Source organism: Micromonospora sp. NPDC023814 (genome assembly GCF_040639595.1).
Lineage (GTDB): Bacteria > Actinomycetota > Actinomycetes > Mycobacteriales > Micromonosporaceae > Micromonospora.
On sequence record NZ_JBFAAF010000023.1, the window covers coordinates 47,360 to 68,387 of the forward strand.

General features: G+C 72.4%; 1 protein-coding gene (only partly in view). It reads left to right on the forward strand.

Annotated features, from left to right (window positions below; translation table 11 throughout):
- Window positions 1-21,028: the 5' portion of a toxin glutamine deamidase domain-containing protein gene (locus tag AB0G14_RS15025; protein ID WP_357697538.1), read on the forward strand. Its footprint extends 20,348 nt past the window's final position; only the first 21,028 of its 41,376 coding nucleotides appear in the window; its start codon is at window positions 1-3; the stop codon falls past the right edge of the window.

Consider the following 21,028-nt stretch of genomic DNA (forward strand, 5'->3'; position numbering starts at 1 on the left):
ATGGGTGAGGTCGCCGTTCCTTCCGTTGGGCTCAATGAGTCGGCGAAGCAGGCCCTGGAAAATTTCACCGGGATGCGGTTGCACCGGTCGAATCTGCCGATGTTGGCGTACGACCTGAACTGGTTGAAGGTGCTGGCGGATCGGGCGCGGACCCTGTTGGTTCCGGATCTGATCCAGGCGATCAAGGCGGTTCGGGCGGCGGGGGAGGGTGAGGTCTACGACCGGTTCGTGGCGCAGACCGCTCCGTTCGTGGAGATGCTGGACCAGGTCGCCGATCTGAAGGTCAACCTGGCCCAGGCGATGCGGGGCTTCCTCAACCAGATGGAGCTGACGGATCGTCAGGCGCTGGTCATGTTCATCTTCATGATGACCGAGTTGGCGGTCGCGTTCGCGATGGCGTTCTTCCTGCCGGTGGAGGCGGCGGCGCACATCGTGAAGGTTCGGACGATCATCCAGACGATCCTGCGGTCGTCGATGGTGCGGGCGGCGGCGAGCAGCACGGCGATCCAGATGTTGTTCATGCCGGGGTCGTCGTTGTTGGCGCAGATCAGCATGCTGGCTGATGGTCTGATGCCGGGGATCGACTGGGCGCAGGTCGGTAAGCAGGCGTTGTACGGGTTGGCGGTGGCGGGTGTCACCACGGCGGCCGGGCCGGCGATGGGCCGGTTCGCCGGTGCGGTGGGTGGTGGTCTGGCGTACCTCGGGGTGTCGGATGCCACGCGTGACCTGTTGACTCGTCTGTGGATGGTGCCGGTGTCGGAGGTCGGCCTGGAGGTGGGCGGCGAGATCGTCGTCAGCTACATGGTCGACGGGACCTACGACCCCGGTGGTCTTGCTCTGGCCGCGGCGTCCGGGGGGTTGTCGGCGGCAAATGAGCTGGCCGGGACCGCAGCCGGGGCCGCTGCGCGTCGCGTGGCGGTCGGTTTGGGGTTCAACCCGACCCGGCCCCGGTGGAACATGCCCGGTGGCACCGGCTTCACCGCGGACGGTAGGCCGGTCGCGCCGGTGCCGCCGCCCATCCCGGTCACCCCGGACCCGTCCGCGTATCAGCCGGAGGTCGGCGATCCGGCGGGTGCGGGCTCCGGCGGGCCGGCGCCGGTGCCCGTCCCGCTGGTGCCGGCACCGTCGCTGTCGGCACCGGCACCAGTGGCGCCTGAACCGGTGCCGCCCGTACCGGCGTGGTCGCCGCCGGACCTGTCCGTGCCGTCGTGGTCGGTGCCGGACCTGCCGGTGCCGTCGTGGTCCGTGCCGAACCTGCCCGCGCCGGCCGCGCCGGCGGTGCCGGCGGTGCCGGCGGTGCCGGCGGTGCCGGTGCCGGAGTGGGTCACCACCGCTGGCGCGCCGGTGGTGGAGCAGTGGCAGCGGTTCCAGCGGGAGCTGGTGGACCACTACGGTGGGCTGCTGGCCGGGACCGGGCAGGCGCGGCAGTTCCTGGCTGGGCTTCCCGTGCCCGTCGAGCAGGTCTTCACCGAGTGGGCCGACGCCCGGCAGAACGACCCGGCCGTTCCCGCTTTCCTGTCCCGGATCGGTCTGCCCGCCACCGCGCTCACCGAGCAGTACCTGCTCGGTGTCCGGGACCAGGCCGTCGCCCGTATCACCGAAGCCCTCGCACAGTCGGTCACCACCGGCGGGCAGATCCCGGCGGCGGTACGGCCGGAGCAGGTCGTCGCCGCGCTGCCGGCGGAGTTCGACCGGCAGGCGTTGCGCTCGGCCGTGCATCTGGCCACCCAGCACCACATCGACCAGTACCTCGCCACCGGCACATCGACGCCCGCCACCCTGCCGGGCGGACTGGTCCTGCCCGGGGCCGTTCAGGTGCCGGGAACCGCTGGTGTGCCGGGGGCGGGTGGCGTGCCGGGCGGTGCTGCCCTGCCGGCGGTCGTCGGTACGCCGGGGGCCCCGGGCGTGCCGGGTGGCGCGGGCGTGCCGGGGGCCGCCGGGGCGGCGGCGGTGCCGTCGGACGCCGTGCGCGCGGCGGTGCGGGCCCACGTGGACCGGAGCCTGGACGCGATCCTCGGCACCAATCCGCTACCCACCACACCACTCACCATGCCGTCCACCGTGCCGTCGGCTGGGGTGGCCGGTCCGGGCGTCGCGCAGGTCAACGCCGTGGCGGACGTGGTCCGGCAGGTGGTCACCGACCTGCCCGCCCGCTTCACGGCGGCGGTCATCCCCGACACCACCGCACCGGACGCCACCCCAGCCGGCACGGACAAACCGGCAAACCGGCGCACCGACGTGCCGACGGTGCCGGTGACCCCGGAGCAGCACACCGCAGCAGCGACCAGCCTGGCGGAATCCCAGTTCACCGCCCTGGCCGAGAAGTACGGCGTCGAGCCGGGCAACCACGACCCCCTCGCCGGATCCTTCCGACAGGACTGGGTCGACGGATACCACCAGGTACTCGCCCAGGCCACCGACACCCCCGGCACGGCGGGTATGCCCAGCGCGCCGGCCACGTCCAGCACGTCGGGAGTGCCGGCCACGCCCGGCACGTCGGGAGTGCCGGCCACGCCCGGCACGCCGGGTGCGCCGGGCACTTCGGGCACGCCGGATGCGGCCGGCGTCCGCAGTACGGTGCCGGGTGGCGCGGCCCCCCGCACCGACGGCACGCCGAGTCACCACGACGCCAGCGACCAGACGTCGGTCAGTGAACTCTCCGTCCCCAGCGACGGCATCTTCAGCCGCGACAGCAGCTTCACCGACACCACGACGGTCAGTGACCTCTCCTCGCAGGACGGTCGGACCGACCGCGACGAAACCATGACGGTCAGCGATCTCTCCTCGCAGGACGGTCGGACCGACCGCGACGAGACCATGACGGTCAGCGACCTCTCCTCGCTGGACGAGCCGATCAGCCGCGACCCGGTCAAACGCGACGTCATCGACGGGGATTCGGTCAGTGGCGACCCGGTCGGGCGCGATGTCGGCGGCAGGGATTCGTTCAGCAATGTGTCCTCGCTGGACGAGTCGGTCGGTGGTGACCCGGGCGGACGCCGCGAGCCGGCCAGCACGGCACCGGAGCCGGCGGTCGCGGCAACGGGGCAGCCCGTCGCGGCGGCCGAGTCCGCGCGGCGGGTCGCCGACTGGGTCGAGCAGACACCGGTGGGCCCCGACAACAGCCACGACCCGTGGTGGTGGTGCGTGCAGGCCACCCTCGACGCCTACACCACCGCGTACGGACGGCCGGGCAAACGGGCGGTACTCGACGACCGAATCATCGGACCCGACGGCCGACCCGCACCCACGCGGAGCTGGCCGCAACTCCTGGACATCCTCGGCGCGACAGACGAGAGCGTCGCCCACCCCGGCGGAGTCAGATCGGAGGACGTACTCGCCGCGCTGCGAGCGGCACCGGGATCGATGGTCGTGGTCAGGGCCGCACCGCCCAACGAACCACAACACGTGTTCGCCCTCCACAGCGAGCCACAACCACCTGGACCACCGACGATCAAGGTGCGCGACGGCCTGGTGCCCGGCGCCGAGGACCGACCCGAACCGACCGATCCGGCACGCGACGCGTGGTTCCGGCACCTGTTCGCATCGAGCACCCGACTCGCCGCGTTCGACAGCACCGGGCGACCCACCACGATCGCCGACCTTCTTCCCGACCGCACCACCGCACACCCGCAGCCGACCACCACGACCAGCATCGACCCCAGCGCCATCCTGCTCGCCTCCACCACCACGCCACGCGGCCCGTCCCAGGCGATGCAGGCAGACGCCACCTCCCCCGAACCGTCCGGCTTCCCCTGGCAGCCGTCCGACCCGGCGGAGATGGACGATGCGCCTGGCACCGGCCCCGCGTTCGTTGATCAGGGATTCCAAGACGCGGACCCGGATCTGAACGCGCTGGACATGAAAACACCGGCGCTACCCACGGACTGGGAGCCGCAGATCCGCGAGATGGACGCTTCGTACGTCGCTCCCACGGTCGCACCCCGGCCGGCTCTGGTCCCGCTCGGCGTGCCCCGCGACGGCCTCGACCTGTTGTCCTCGTTCGTCGCCTCCGAACCGGCCCTGGTCCGCACCGCGCTGGACGCGCGGCTGCCGGCGGACCTGCGGGAGTTCCTCTCCGATCCGGCCGGGGTGCGGGCCGCTGTCGCCGAATCGGTTCGTACCGGTGTGCCGCAGGGGTCCGAGCTTGGTCGGGTCACCGAGCTGTTGCGAAACCACGTGTCGGACTATCTGGCGGAGAACGCGGGGCGGTTGCCGGCGGACGTGACCGCGCAGCGGCTCGCCTTCCGGCCGCAGTACGAGCGGGACGTGGCGGCGCTGAGCCCCGACCAGGCGCTGCGGCGCGTCGATGAACTCGTGGATGCCGGTCTCCTGGACCCGGACACCGCTCGGGCACGTCTCGACGAGATGCGGGCGAATCCGGCGGACGCCGGCCGTCACCTGTTCGAGCTGTTGACCGACCCCGGTCGCCAGCTCGACCCCGGGGAACTGGCCGCGGTGAAGGCGGCCGTGACTGACTGGGCGAACCTGTCGGCCACCCCGGCCGGCCAGTTCCTGGCACCGTTGCTGGCGCACGCGACCGGTGCCGGGATGCAGATTTCCCAGGTCGCCCCGGACGGGGTGCGGCCGGCGGGCGGGTACGGCCCGGCCGGGGGCGATCCGGTCAGTCTGGCCCGCGTGGCGGCCGACCCGGAGCGGCCAGGCGTCCACTTCGACGCGTTGGTGCCGGAAACCCCTGCGGCGGTCGAGCCGCCGGCCGTACCCCCGCAGCAGCTCGCGCCGACCCCGCAACCGCCGGCCCCGGCCGCCGACGACGGTCAACAACAGGTCGTCCAGTCGGCCAGTGCGTCCGCGGACGCGCCGCTGGTCGTGATGGCCGAGGGGCTGCCGGACAACCTGCGGCTCCAGCGCGCGGTGGGCGGTGTGCTGCTGCACGACAGGGACACCGCGCCCGGCCCGATCAGCTCGCGGGTGTTGGCCCCGACCGGTCCCGGTCCGGCCATTCTGTTGCACTCCTCGGTGCTCGACCCGGACCGTCTCGGTGCCGCGCTGGCGGGGTTGCGGGCGCAGGATGCCACCATGGCTGTCCTGCACTGGCCGCAGGACCAGCCGGTCAGCGTGGCCCGGGCGCTGGAGGTCACCGCGCAGGGGCTGGGGCCGCAGGCCATGTTGTCGGTGCCGCGGTCGGCGCTGCGGGACCGGCCGACGCCCAGTCCGCGGGTCGTCCCGTTGGACGCCAACGGCGAGGTGACGTTCTTCAGTGGGCGGCCCGAGCGGTATCTGTTCCTGCCCGAGGTCGCCGGCGCACCGCTCCGGCCCGCCCCGTACGGGCTGACCGAGCGGTCGCCCGGCGTGTACGGGCTCGGTGACGGTTGGGTGGTCTGGGACGGCGGCAGCCACCTGTGGATCGGGCCGGAGACCGAACTTGACCGGGCGCGGCGATTGCTGCCGGGCACCGGTGGCTGGCTGGCCGAGCCGGCGGTGTTCCTGGGCTGGAGGGCGGCTCCGCTGCCCGAGCGGGTACGCGACCGGGTCGGTCGGATCTTCGGGGGCATGCCGGCCGCGCCACCGACGCACCTCATCACCTCCGGGATGGGGCTGGACCGACGTACTCTCGTCCCGTCGGAGGTGTCCGGCCTGCCGGCCGGGGTCCAGCTGAGCCACGTCCCGGGTGGGGTGCTCGCCCACACCGGTCCACGGCCGCCGGCCGGTGCCACGACACTGCACTGGTCTGACCTGACCACCCCGGACCGGCCCCGGCTGGTGTTGGACGGGTCGGTCAGCGACCCGGTCGCCGTCGTGGAGGCCGTGAGCCAGGCACTTCCCCCGGGCGCCGGTTCGCTCCAGGTGTTCGTGGCGCCCCCGGCCGCCGGCACCCCGGGCACGCCGCCCGGTGCCGTGGGCGCCGCGCAGGTGGCGGACCGGTTGCGGGAGCGGTTCAGCGGCCTGCTGGAGCTGGTCCTGCCGGTCTCCGTGGTGGGCCGGCAGCCCGCCGGCGCCGACGAGCTGATCCCGATCGACGCCCGGGGGCAGGAGACCTTCCCGGCCGCCGCGCACGCCTGGCGGGTGCCGCTGCGTCCGGCACCGCCTCGGCAGCCGGGGCCGCTGGGCCTGCGACCGGCTGCCGCCGGTGGGTTCGAGGTGTACCGGGGTTGGAGGGTCCGGGAGCACCGGGGGGTCGTCCTGTTCGCGCAGAACGGCACCAGCCCGGACACGCTGTCCCCCGATGCCCTGGCGGCCCCCGCGACCGGGGTGGCCGTGGTTGTCCAGTCCCGGGGTGGTCCCATCCCGCGCGAGGTGGCCGACGCGGCCACCCGGCTGCTGTCCGGTGTTCCTGAGGCCGACCGGGATGTGCGGGTCTTCGGCAACGAGGCCAGCGCCGGACCGGCCGCACCCGATCCCGACGGGTCGTCTGCGCAGGCCCCGGCGCGGCCGGCCAACCCGGACCGGCGGGCGCTCGCACTGGGCGATCCCAAGGCGGCGTTGCCGGACCTGGACCGCATCGAGCAGGGGCTGCGCGCGGAGGCGACCCGGCGGGGCGTCACCGTGGGGGACAACGAATGGGAACAGTTGCATGAGCGGCTGCTCAACAACTACCCGCAGGTGGTCTCCGAAGACGGGTACGTGTTCACGCTGGGTGGCATGGAGGTGCGGGCCCGCCTGCGGCCGGAGGACCCGCAGTTGGTGTCGAACCCGGCGGGTTCGTTCGACACGGAGGCGTCCGGGCCGTCGCTGGACGACACCGAGGGCCTGACGAGTGAGAACGGCCGTTTCCACGCCAACCAGTTCACCCAGGGTGTTTTCCAGACCGGTGCGCACAGCCAGTCGGACGGGACCCCGACGCGGGCGGTGCGGTTGCGGGGTGACTTCAACGTCGACGTGCCGCTCGGCCCGACGACCCACTGGGGGCCCCGCTTCAACGCCACCCTCAACAAGGTGGACCAGAAGTCCGCCTACCTGATCGACGCGGAGAAGGGTCGGGTGTTCGACACCCGCGCGGATTCGACGTTCTACTCGTACAAGCCGGGGTGGTTGATCGAGGCGCGCGGCGACGAACAGCCGTGGCAGGCGGTGGAGGTGCCGGAGCCGCCGGACGGGCAGGAACCGGCCCGGCTGGTGGTGGCGATCCCCGATCACCTGCTGGAGAACGCCGGCGAGCAGGTGGTCGCCGACCTGCCCGAGCACATGCGGGACAACCTGACGCGGGTCCCGGAGCTCTTCTCCGCCAGCAACATCACCGGCCTGAACGAGCTGTACGACCTCGTCATCGACCGGCTGCGCGCCGACGGCTTCGACATGTCCATCGAAAGTCCGATGCGCAACGAGTTGCAGCGCAAGCTGTGGAACCTGGAGACCCACTTCGACGAGGCGGTGAACAACCGGCGGACGCCGGAGACGGACGGCGACGCCGGCGCGCTGACCCGGGGCTACGCGTTCACGTTGCACGACGACGGGCACGCGGCTGCCAGCATCCGGGTCTACGGCCGTCGTCTCGGCGGCTCCGTGCAGGTGGGCCTCGGCGGCGGCTCCACGCGGGTGGGCGCCAGCAGCGACAAGGCCCACATCGAGCAGGTGCGTACCGGCATCGTGGGGCAGGGCGGCGAGTTCACCCTCCAGCAGTCCGCCGGGCTGTCCCTCGGTGGCGCGGTAGACCTGCCCTTGGCCAGGCGTCTCGACGATCCACAGGTGTACAAGGAGAACGCCAAGCTCGGTCTATCCGCCCGTGGGGGAATGAGCTGGACCAGCAACGACGGTGGTGGCGTCACGGTGGCGTCGCTGAACGTCGTGGTCGGCCGGTACACCGGTCAGACGGTCGGCCATGAGGTGCCGTTCGAGTGGCACGCCGAGGTAATCACCTCCCGCCGGCCGCGTGAGTGGCCGCATCCGACGCCGGTGGTGAGCGGGTCGGCGGTGCTCCGGATGTCCGAGCCGGACGCTTTCGACTACGGGTTCAGCGTCGACGCGGACGCCTTCGCCCCCGATCCCATGCCCGGTCTTGCGGACGGTGACCTGGCGGTGGTGCCGGCAGGCGGAGGACCCCGGTCGGTGCCGCACGACCAGTGGCGGCAGCGGCTGCGCAACACCGGTGTGCACCCGGAGGACACCGGCGGTAACGTGCTGCCCCGGCACGTCCTTCAGGGGCGGGGCCTGCTGGGTCAGTCCCTGCCGAGGATCGACAAGCCGGCGGTGCGGCAGCTCCGGGCCGGTCTCATGCGGGTGCTGGCCGACGAGGGTTTCCTCCCGGCGGACCCGGACCGGCCGTGGGCGCACGGGAAGCAGAGCCGGCCGGCGACCCCGGATCCCGGTACGCCCCTCGAGGAACGGCCGCTGCTGGGTCGGATGGTCGACGGGGTGCGGGACGCCTACGACGAGGTCGTCCACCGCGACACCGACGCCGCGATCGACAATCTGGACCTGCTCATCAAGATGGTGAGCGGCGACGGCCTGGAGTCGCACTTCGACCCGCTCGGCCAGGACGGCGCCACGCTCGTCGACGACCCGGACGCGCCCGCCCCGAAAGCGGGAATGCCGCTCACCCTGCACAGTTGGCGCAACGGGGTGATGCGTACCGCCGATGTGACCGTCTACGCGATCCCCCGGATCTCCGCGGACGTCGACGCGGATGGCAACTCGGTGCACTTCGAACGGCTCAGCGACGAGGTGAGCACGGTCACCCTCGGGATGTCGCTCGGCATCGCCGGCCAGGGCGCGAGCGGCAACCAGGGCTGGTTGGCGGAGGCCGGGGCGAACACCGCGATGCCGCCGAGCGTCAAGGAGCTCCGGTCCGTCGGACTCCTCGGCGGGTCGGTGAGCCGCAACGTCGGCGCCGCCGAGCGGGTGACCCGGGTGGTCAACCGGCCGGAGCTGAAGGAGACCAGCAGCCGGGTGATGTTCGTCAACCTGCCGTACGACCTGGGCTTCGTGGTCCAAATCAGCGACCGGGCCACCCCGATCGTCTCGCCGGAGCTGATCCGCGCCAACGTGCACGCCGCGCTGCTGAAGTTCAACACCGACCCGGCCACCTTCAGCGAGGTGGCCCCCGGCGACACCGAACCGTCGGTGCTCAACCAGGGCATCGTGTACTTCGTCGACGCGCACGGCCTGCACGCCGCGGCGCAGGACCAGTTGCCGCGGGAGCTGACCCAGGCCGGCCAGCCGATGACCGGGCCGGTGGCCAGTCTGACCAACCACATCACCTTCCAGTCGCGGTTCAAGGAGGCCGTGCTCGGCCAGTACGGCGCGACCACCCTGGTCGAGCCGGGCTTCGTGGCGAACACCAGAGCGGCGCTCTCGGTCAAGGTGCCCCGTATCCGGGGGGCGCGGTTCGTCGGAGCCACCCCGGACCAGTACGTCACCGGCCTGATCGAGCTGTACCTGGCCGAGACCGTCAACGTCGCCAACCGGTCGTTCGCGAAGGTGTTCAACCTGCCCAACATCGGCCTCGGCCACGACTTCGGTCCGCTGAAGTTCAGCTTCGGCGAGTCGGCGGGCGTGCGGTTCAGCGAGAGCGAGTCGGCGGAGACCAAGCGCGTCGGCGGCCTGGAGATGCTCAAGCTGGCCTTCGGCCGGGGGTACGCCTTCGAGGCGGAATACGACATCAACGTCCGCGCCGGCATCCACAAGCAGGTCGGGTTCGTCGTCAGCCGGGTCAGCGTGCCACCCGGAGCCGACCTGCGGGGCCGCATGATGCAGTTCATCCTGCCCGAGGCGGAGGCCCTGGCGCAGTACGCGGCCGGAAAGCTGCCGATCAGCGATGTGCAGCTGCTCGACGCGATGGGCCGGTGGTCCCGCGGCGAGTTGGTGCTCAGCGGCAACACCGTGGCGGGGCTGCTCAGCCGGTGGCGTGGCGAACTGGCCGACCGCGCCGCCAGCCGCACCGCCGCCGGTCTGCCCGACCTCGGCACGTACCTGATCCAGCACCGGGTCCAGACGTGGGCGCACACGCTCGCCGACCGGCACGTGGACCTGGCCCAGCGCGGCGCGGTGCTCGACCCGCGCCGCCGCGCGCAGTTCACCACCGACTTCGGGATCACCCTGGACCCGAACGTCAACCCGTTCAGCGCGCTGACCATGCCGCCCTACCTGACCCGTACCGGTGACCGGACGCTGGGCCACGCGGGCGTCGACGAGGTGACGCTGTTCACCGGGCCGGCACCGGCCGACGGCGGGCCACGCCCCACCACGACCGTGCTGGACGCCGTCCGGGAGCTGGTGGACGCCGGCCGGCCCGGGCTGCTCGGCGCCAGCCACGACAACTGGCCGGGGGCGGGGACCAGTTGGGGCGTCCTGATGGTCTCGCCCGACGAGTCGGTGGTCGGCGCGCTGCCCGGCGGCCTCGAAACGCTCCAGTCCACGCTCGCCGGCCAACGCGCCAACATCGTGTTCGCCGACATGCTGCACCGCTACAACGGCGTGTCGTTCTACCTGGTCGACCAGCGCAACCCGGTGGCGGCCCAGATGTTCAAGCTGGAAATCTCGGCCACCCTGGGAGACAGTCCCTGGTACACCGACTGGGTTGCCGACTACGGCATCGAGAACTACGAGCACGCCTACGGCGCGACCGCTCGTATCATCGGGCAGGCGCTGGGCTGGAACCTCATGCCGGCCAAGTTCGGCTTCTCGATCGACGGCGTCCCGGTGTCCACCGCCGGGTCGCTGTCGTTCGCGCCGGGCGGGGGGCGCGGCGTCAAGGGCGCCGCGCAGGTCGTCCGGGAACGGACCGTCTACGACTGGACGGGGCATTACCTGGCCAGGGCCCTCATCGGCCTCACCCTGAAGTTCAGCCGGGTGCACATGCACGGCTGGCAGCCGAGCTACGTGGTGAACCACGTGATGACGGCCCTGAACGACGCGGCGGACTGGGCGTTGCACCACGCGCCCGCCGGTTTCGCCGACTGGGTCTCCCTCGCGCCGGTGGAGCCGGTGCTGACCCGTCACTACGAGGGGCGGATCGACTTCAAGGTGCCCCGGGGGCTGGCCGAGGCCACCCCCGTGCCCCGGTCGCCGCAACTGGACCTGCGCGCGCTGCCGTCGCTGCCCGGCGACGCCTACGTCAGCGGCGCCCTGGTCGACGACCTCTACCCGGCCGCCCGGCACCTCATGGGCAACGTGCTCGGCTCGCACGCCAACGACCCGGCCTACCGGGGCAGCGTGGCGCTCGACGGCCTGCTGTCCCGGCTCAACGTCGACAACCACCTCTCCGGCGGGCTGGGCGACGGCGGATACCTGCTCGGCTCGCACCTGTTCGTCGCCGGCGCGTCCAACAACCGGGTCGCCATGCGGATGTACGTCAAGCTGCACTCGCTGGAGATCATCAGCAGGCTCACCACCACCGGCACCGGCCGATACGCCAAGTTCGCGTCCACCACCTCGGCCACCCAGTCGCGCAACCGGTGGCGGCCCAACCTCGACGCGGAGATGTCCTACGGTTTGCCCCCGTTCGGGACGACGAACATCGGCGTGCAGGAGGACAAGACGGTCGCCGGCAAGATCTCCACCGGCGCGAACCGGACCGCGCCGGCCAGCCACAGCGCCACCTTCGACGACACCAAGCGGCTCGAGAACCACCTCAAGATGCAGGGGGTGACGTACCTGGTCCGGATCCGCACCCAGGCCCGTTTCGTCGCGGTCCCGCACTGGCACAGCGCGTTCCACCGCGACGCCGGCCTGGCGCCGATCGGACCGGAGCGGTTCGAGGCCGACGACGCCCCCGGCACCGGTTGGATGAGCGGCGACGGGTTCTACGAGATGTACGCCGGCGAGGTACACAAGCTCCAGCGCGCGCTCTCCGAACGGTACGACTGGAAGGCGAACAACCCGGCCGGCTGGCCCGCACCAGCGGCAGACGCCCCCACGATCGGCCTGGAGGGTCTGCTACAACGCGCGACCCCGGCGGGCATGGCCGCCGCCCCGGTGGCCGGCCGGGTCATCGACGCCGGCACCTTCGACCCCGGCCAGGCGCCCCAGCACGTGGCTCTGCTGATCCGTGACCAGCTCGGCAACCACTACGACCCGGTCAGCCCGCTCCGGCTCACCGCCAGTGCCGCCGAGCAGACCCGCCTCCGGTACGAGGTGGTACTGGACTGGGCGGTGGGTCACCTCCAGCGGCTCAACGCCGCGCAGCAGGCCGCCGCCGACCTCGCCGAGCTGACCGCCTGGAAGAACCTCGCGGTCGGTGCCGCGCTGTCCGCCGCCGACGTGCGGCAGTTCGCCGAGCGGATCCCCCAGATCGTCGAGCGGGTACAGGCGGTGCTGCCGCCGGGCCCCGCGTCGGTCACCCCACCGGAGCAGGTGGAGCTGCTCGCCCAGGACCCGCGCACCGTGGCCCGGGTGGTGGCGTTTGAGCTGAAGACCCACCTCGACCTGACCGTCACCGACGACCAGGGCACGGCCAGCCGGTACCGGATCGACCCGCAGGGCTGGATCGTCGAACTGCGGGAGCGCCCGGACGGCACGTTCGCCCCGGTCACGGCCCCCGAGGTGATCCACGGGCTCGACCGGGATCTGAAGTTGCGGGCCTTCAGTGCCGCGATTGGCGCGTCGCAGCAACGCGAGATCTACCGCGGGCTGCTGGAACGTACCCCGGTGCAGATGGACGCGGCCGCGGAGCTGGGTCCGGAGCTGGAGACGCACATCCGGCAGGCCCGCGCCGACGCCGACGACCTGGCCCGTGAGTGGATCACCGAGGGCCTGCCCACCCGATCGGCGAACCCGCTCGGGGCGCACGTCTCCCGGCACGACACCGACAGCCCGCAGACGCGGGCCGGTCAGGCGCGGCGGCTGCTGGCTCCCGTCCTGCCGCCGGGATGGACCACCACCGGGCCACTACCCGAGGTGCCCGCCACGCTGCGCCCCGGCACCCGACTGTGGATCACCCGCCCCCAGGGTGCCTTCGCGGCGCGTGTCGACGCCGACGGCACCTACCGGCTCTACGACCCGCTCGCCCTCGGGACGGACGAGCGGACCCTCACCGCCGCGCAGTTCCAGGAGGCGGTGACCCTCGCCGCACTCCCGGTGGTCAGCGAAATCGCCACGCCGAAGCCCGTCACCCTCGTGGAGCCCGACGTGCTGACGAGCTGGCTGCTCCAGGACGGCGACTGGGCGGCGTCCCGGCAGTTCGCGGAAGCCAACCTCTCGGTGCTGCGCGCCGACCCGACCGCGACGCGGCTGACGCAGGACCAGCAGCAGGCCCGGCCGGCGGCACCCCCGACCGCGCCGGCCCGGCCCGACGCGACCCGGACCGAGACGACCCCGGCACCCGCCGGCGATCCGGTCCTCGACCGGCACCGTGCCCTGCTCGACGCCATCCGTGCCGGACAACTGACCGCCGCGTACGACTACCTCGACACCGCCGACGCGGCGGCCCGGCACCGCGTGCTCGCGGGCGCGGTGGCCGCCGTGGTGCCGACCGACCCGGCCGCCCCGGCCGGGCTGCGGGCCCTGGCGGACCTCGTCGATGCCGACCCCCGGGTGACCCGACCCCGGCCGGAGCCGGAGGCCGTCTCCGACGCCGGCATCCTGCGGGCCGTGGCCGACATCCTCGACCCGGCCGTCGGCGCACTGGACACCTTCCGGGCCATCGCCTCCGCCGTGGAGACCATCAACCCCCCGCAGAACTGGCCGGACACCCTGCAAGCCCTGGCAGAGCTGCCCACGGCAGCCGGCCGCGACGCGGCGACCCTACGCCACGTTCTCGACGTCAACGAACGGGGGCGGTACCTTCCCGTCGCCAGGCTGCTCAAGCGTCTGACCTCGGACGACGCCGCCCCGCACGCCGCCCCGCTCGACGCCGCGGTGACCGCGTCCGGGACGACCGCGACCGACCTGGCCCACGCGTGGCGGGACGTCTCCACCGCCGCTGACCTGATCCCGGCGCTGCCCCCACCAGCCGCCACCTGGGCCGGCACGGCGGACACTTCACTGCCGCCGGCCGACGTCGTGCACCATCCGATGCCCCCGGTCACCGCCGCCCTCGACAAGTGGCTCGCCATCGACAACTGGGACGACTCCCGCGCCTTCCTCGACAGCCACGGGGCGGACCTGCTCTCCGACCGGGCGCACAGCGCCCTTCAGATCCGCCGGGCGGGACTGCCCCACGACGTCGACCTCGCCGCCCGCGACGCGCTGCTCACCCTGGCCCGCTACGGCCACCTCGACGACGGATACCGGTACCTGCTCGGCCCCACCCCACCGGCGTCGGCAGCGGCCGGGACCCCGGCCCCGCTGCCGGGAGCGCCGACCGGGCGGCAGGAGTTGCTGACCAACCTGCTGGCCCGGCCGGACGTGGCCGACCCGGCCGCTGTGTCGGCCCTCGGCTACCTGGCGGCCACCCTCGACGGTCCGGTCGACGCCGTGGACGCGGCGATCCTGCACCTGACCGCCGACGCGCTCGCCGGCCTGAACATCGCCGACGCCGCCGTCACCACGTTGGTGCGGGTCGCGCGTCAGACCCTCTCCGCGCCGCAGCGGCAACAGTGGGCCGAGACGATCCGCCACCTCGCTGACAACGCCACCGGCACCCGTGGGCCGGCACTGGGTCACCTCGCCGACCGGCTGTTCACCACGGCACCGGATCCCGATCCGGGCCCGGACGCTTCGGACGCTTCGGACGCCGAGGTGGCCCGGGTGCGGCAGGTGACGCGGGAGCGCCTCCAGCAGGCCACCCAGGAACTCCAGCGCACCGTCGACGACCTCCACCAGGCCCGCCGGGACGAGGCCGTCGCCCACGGTGCCCGGGACGCCGCGGAGGCGTCGCTCGACGCCGCCAGGACCGCCGTCACCCGGGCCGAAGGCGAACGGGCCCGGCTCGCGGCGAACATCGACCACCTCGACCGGGCGATGCCGGAACTCGAAGCGGAGGTGACGCGACGGGAGAGGCTGGAGTCAGCAGCCCGGCAGACCGTCGACGACCCCGCCACCAGCCAGGACGAGTCACGGCTGGCCGCCGCCCGGGCAGAGCTCGACCAGGCGCGGCGGGAACTGGACGCGGCCCGGACGGCGCTGGAGAAGGCCACCGGCGACCTCCGGGACGCCGGAGCGGATCTCGACCGGGTTCGCGCGGAGTTGCCGGACCTGCGCCGACAGGTCGAGACCGCGAGCGAGGAGTTCCGGGCCCGCGACGTCTCGGCGCAGGTGCACACCAACACGGTACGGATGCTCGACGTGGCCAGGACCGCCCGCGAGGCCGCCCGGGACGCGGCGCAACAGGAGGTGGACGCGATGGCGTTGCCGGTCCCGCCGGTCCCGCGCGGCACCCCGGTCGTGGACGTGGACACGGCGCTGGCCGAGATCGCCCGCTCCGGCCAGGGCCGGTCCGTCATCCTGGAACTGGAACGCACGGTACGCACCCTGCACGGCGGCACGGTCCCGGCGCGCGTGGTGCTGAGCACCGACCCGACCCGGCAGGCCGACAACGCCGCGACCGCCCCGGCGGACGAGACCGCCGTACACGAACGGGACCGGGTACAACTGGCCCGGGACCTCGCCGCGACCCTGGCGGTCAAGGTCGAACTACGGGTCGACGGCGGCACCAGCGCCGAGCCGCCGTACCTCGCCTACCCGGGTGGAGAGGTGGTGCGGCTGGACATCACCGGCCGCCCGGAGACCCTCGACGACGCCGTGCGGCGGCTGCCGCAGCGCGTCCAGGACGACCTGGCCGCCCACCGGGGCCGGCCCGACGTGAACTCCCGGCTGGAGATCCTGCACGAGGCGGAGATCGAGTCGCGGCACGACTTCGCCACGGCCGTGGCCGCCCTGGTGGAGGACCTGAACCGACACCGGCAGCCAACCCCACCGGATGTGGCTGGTGTGTCTGGGCGCGGGGATGTGCTGCTGCCGAGTCAGATGTCGCCGGCTGATGTGTCGATCTGGTTCCCCTGGTTGGGCGATGTGAACCAGCGCCCTGGTGGCGTTGACGTTGACGTTGACGGTTACGAGACCAACTGCATCTTGACGGCGATCGGTACTGACATGTCGTTGGCGGGCGGAGTGGGTTGGCAGGTGCCGCCCGAGAAGATGTTGCCGGTGGCGTGGTTGCAGCGGTACGCGGGTCGGCCGTTGGTGGAGGTGGCCGACTACGACGCGGTGGCGGAGGTCATGGCCGCGGCGGAGCCCGGCGCCCGGGGTGTGCTGGTGACGACCGGTGAGGGGGACGAGATTTCCCATGCCGTGAACGTGATGCGCACCTATGACGGGAAGGTCGTGTTCCTCGACGGTCAGCGGGGCGAACTGGCCCGGGGGCCGGCCGAGCCCGGCCGGTTGCGGTTCGTGGCGACCACCGACGGCGTGGGCACCCCACGACCGCCGTCGAGGGTGGCAGACGCCGCGACCAGGACCGTCCCGGAAGAAGCGGATCTGGCCGGGATGGACGGGACGGCGCCGGAGGAGGAGTTCCGGACGGGGCCTGATTCCCCTGCCTTGGGTTCGGATGTCTATTCGGAGGAGAGGTTGTTCGCGTCGAGGCCGGCGTCCTCGTTGGGTCTTCCGGACGTGATGGCCTCGCTCGGGCCGATTCTGTCCCGGGGGTCTGACGACGTTCCCGAGGCGGCGGAGTGGTCGGTGGCGTCGGGTGACGGGTGGGTGGTGCTGCATCCCGATGGTGTGGGCGCTGGGGTTGATGTGGAGCGTCTTGCGCGGGAGCAGGCGGTGACGGATGCCGAGGCGTGGGCGGCGAGGACGGGGCAGGAACGGCCTGCGGGTGATGCGGTCTGGCGGGTGGTGTTGGCGTACGAGGACGGTGGGCATGAGGACGCGCTGGATCTCGTGGTGCGGTTGCTTCTCGGTGACCTGAGATCGGACGTGAATGTGCCTGAGGCGGCGGTGATCGAGCTGTCGCCGTACAGTGCGTTGCCGGCTGACCCGTTGCCGTTTGCTCCCGTTATTGAGTCACGGACGGCGGTGGAGTCACGGACGTTGGTCGCGATTGCGGAGTTCCGGGCGGCGATGGGCCAGTCGGGGGCGGTGGCGGCCCGTTGGCAGTATGTGGCGGATTCGGGGGTTGTTCCGCCGGGTCTGAAAGCTTTCGATTTCTCGGGCCGGGAGACGTTCCCGGGTGGGCCGTTGTGGTGGGAGTTCCAGGCGCATCCGAACCTTCCGGGGGCTGATCTTGCGTATCGGCGGCGTCGGGTGGATGCCCAATTGCCCGCCGAGCATGGGCCGTACCTCCTGCCGCTGAATATGGATTGGGGGCGGTTGGGGCAGCCGGCATTCTCGTACTTCCGGGATTGGGTGTTCCTTCCGACTGTGCCGTCGGAGCGTGGTTTGCGGGTGACGCAGGTGCGGCCGGCGGGGTTGCTTGCCGGAGAGACTGCGGCGGCGCGTGCGGGGGGAAGTCTGGCGGGGGCGCCGGATGTGGGACAGGGGTGGGTGCCGGATGGTGCGCGGGTGTTGGTGGTGGGTGTGCCGGGGCCGCATCCGGTGCACCCCGGGGCGGTCGTGTCATCGATCTTCGACACTTTCCTGAATGCCGCGTTGCCGCCGGCGGGGTCGGGGTTGCGGGAGCCGGTGTACGTGGTGGTGCACGGGTTCGGTGGGTGGACGTCGACGGTGGTGTTGGCGCATGTGGCTGAGGATGACCTGTGGCCGGTGCGGATGGGTGAGCTGGCCATCGGCGAGCCGGCGGTTGGCGGCCTTCGGGAGCCGCGGGATCAGGTCGAGGCCGAGGGTTGGGCTCGTGTGCGGGCGGAGTTGGTGGGGATCGCGGAGGCGGTGGAAGGGCCGGGTGGGGCGGCTCGGAGTTGGGTGGCCCGGCGCGAGGAGTTGGTGGCGGCGCTTCCCGATGTGACGGTGACTGATCCGGCGGTGGGGGCGCAGGAGCATCGCCGGGTGGGTGAGCGGGTGGATCAGTTGGTGGCGTTGGGCGAGCGGCTGGTCGGGCACACGCGTGGGTGGGTGGGCGTGGCGGGGCGGGTGCCGGATGTGTCCGAGCGGTGGCGGGCGGAGTTGTTCTCCGCGGTGAGCGCGTTCGGCCTGGCGCGGCAGTGGTTGGAGGAGCAGATCTCGTCGTTGCCGGTGGGGCCGGCGGTGCCGGGGCGGGCCGGGGATGGTGCGGCCACCTTCGGCGGGAGGCCGACCGAGCCCGGCGGCCAAGCGGTGGCGGTCGGGTCGGGTGAGCAGGCGGTGTCCGTTTCCGACGTCGGGGTCGCTGCTGCGCGTGCGGATCTGATCCGCCGGTGGAGGGCTCTCGCCGCCGGCCACGCGACACGTATGGGCGCCGCTGACCGAGTGTTGCAGCGGGTGCGCGAACTTCGTCAGGACGACAGCTCGCTGACGGGGCTGTCCGACCGGTACCTCGGGGCGATGCAGGATCTCAGCCGTGCGCGGATGCCGCGCACCGTGGACGCCTACGTCGATTCGTTGCCCGCGACCGAGTTTGGGGGGTTGAGGGACCGGCTCGGCCAGGTCGAGACAGCGGCCGCGGAACTGGACCGGCACCTCGAACAGGCGCGAACCGATGCCGGCACACCACAGGCGTCCGTTGTGCCGGATGAGCGGGGTCCGCTGACCGGCCACGACGGCCCGGTGTGGGCGGTGACGTCGTGGCAGGGGGAGTCGGGCCCACGGGTGGCCTCCGCCAGCGAGGACGGGTCGGTGCGGATCTGGGACGTGTCCAGCGGTCAGCAGCTTGTGACGCTCGAGGGCCACGACGGCGGTGTGATGGGGGTGGCGTTTTGGCAGGCGGGGTCGGAGCGGCTGGTGGCCTCCGCCGGTAATGACGGGACTGTGCGGATCTGGGACGCGGCCAGCGGTGTGGAGCGGCGGAGGTTGGAGGGCCACGACCGCTCGGTGTCGGCGGTGGCGTCGTGGCAGTCGGGGCCGGACCGCCTCGTGGCCTCCGGCGGCATGGACGGGTCGGTGCGGATCTGGGACGCGGCCAGCGGTGTGGAGCGGAGGCTGGCCGGCCACGAGGGCTCGGTGTTGGCGGTGACGTCGTTGCAGGGGGCGTCGGGCCCGCTGCTGGTCTCTGCCGACGACGGCGGGCTGGTGCTGGTCTGGGACGCGAACGGTGGTGTGGAGACCGCAAGGTTCACCGGCCACGAGGGCCCGGTGTTCGCGTTGACGTCGTGGCCGTCGGAGTCGGGGCCGCTGGTGGCCTCCGCCGGCAATGACGGGACGGTGCAGATCTGGAACGCGGGCAGCGGCGAGTTGCTGCGGACCTTGGGAACCACCGACGGCACGATGTTGGCGACGGTGACGTCGTGGCAGGCGGGGACGGGTCGGCTGGTGGCCGCGGCCAGCGTGGAGGGGACGGTACGGATCTGGAACGCGGACAGCGGCGAGTTGATCGAGACGGTGGAAGCCCCCGCCGGGTTGCTGGCGCTGACGTCGTGGCAGGTGGGGCCGGGCCGGTGGGGGATGGCCGGCGGCGCCGCGAACTCGACGGTGCAGTTGTGGTCCGTGTCCGATGGACAGATGTCCGTTGTGCCGGATGAGCGGGGTCCGCTGACCGGCCACGACGACATGGTGTGGGCGGTGACGTCGTGGCAGGGGGAGCCGGGCCCACGGGTGGCCTCCGCCAGCGAGGACGGGTCGGTGCGGATCTGGGACGTGGCCAGCGGTCAGCCGCTCGTGACGTTCGAGGGCCACGACGGCGGTGTGGCGGCGGTGACGTCGTGGCAGGCGGGGGCGGAGCGGCTGGTGGCCTCCGGCGGCAATGACGGGACGGTGCTGATCTGGGACGCGGCCAGCGGTGTGGAGCGGCAGAGGTTGGAGGACGACGACCGCTCGGTGTCGGCGGTGGCGTCGTGGCAGGCGGGGCCGGACCGCCTCGTGGCCTTCGCCAGCATGGACGGGTCGGTGCGGATCTGGGACGCGGCCAGCGGTGTGGAGCGGAGGCTGCCCGGCCACGAGGGCCCGGTGTTGGCAATGACGTCGTTGCAGGGGGCGTCGGGCCCGCTGCTGGTCTCTGCCGACGGCGACGGGCTGGTGCTGGTCTGGGACGCGAACCGTGGTGTGGAGACCGCAAGGTTCACCCGCCACGACGGCTCGGTGTACGCGTTGACGTCGTGGCCGTCGGAGTCGGGGCCGCTGGTGGCCTCCGCCGGAGTCGACGGGACGGTGCAGATCTGGAACGCGGACAGCGGCGAGTTGCTGCGGACCTTGGGAACCACCGACGGCACGAAGTGGGCGACGGTGACGTCGTGGCAGGCGGGGACGGGTCGGCTGGTGGCCGCGGCCAGCGCGGAGGGGACGGTACGGATCTGGAACGCGGACAGCGGCGAGTTGATCGAGACGGTGGAAGCCCCCGCCGGGTTGCTGGCGCTGACGTCGTGGCAGGTGGGGCCGGGCCGGTGGGGGATGGCCGGCGGCGCCGCGAACTCGACGGTGCAGTTGTGGTCCGTGTCCGATGGTGCTGCCGGGCCGGCGGGGTTGTCCGACGTGCCGGCTGGGCCGGTTGCCGCGGAAAACGGCCCTGAATCGGTCGGGTCGGACTCCCCACCGGATGTGGCTGGTGTGTCGGGGCGCGGGGATGTGCTGCTACCGAGTCAGATGTCGCCGGCTGATGTGTCGATCTGGTTCCCCTGGTTGGGCGATGTGAACCAGCGCCCTGGTGGCGTTGACGTTGACGTTGACGGTTACGAGACCAACTGCATCTTGACGGCGATCGGTACTGACATGTCGTTGGCGGACGCAGTGGGTTGGCAGGTGCCGCCCGAGAAGATGTTGCCGGTGGCGTGGTTGCAGCGGTACGCGGGTCGGCCGTTGGTGGAGGTGGCCGACTACGACGCGGTGGCGGAGGTCATGGCCGCGGCGGAGCCCGGCGCCCGGGGTGTGCTGGTGACGACTGGTGAGGGCGACACGGTTTCCCATGCCGTGAACGTGATGCGCACCTATGACGGGAAGGTGGTGTTCCTCGACGGTCAGCGGGGTGGGCTGGCTTGGGGGCCGGCTGAGCCTGGCCGGTTGCGGTTCGTGGCGACCACCGACGGCGTGGGCACCCCACGACCGCCGTCGAGGGTGGGGGACGCCGCGACCACGACCGTTGCGGAGCATGAGGATCTGGCCGCGATGGGCGGGGTTGCCGGGCCCCCGCAGGGCTCGACGATCGACTTCGGGAGGGCCGAGGAAGACT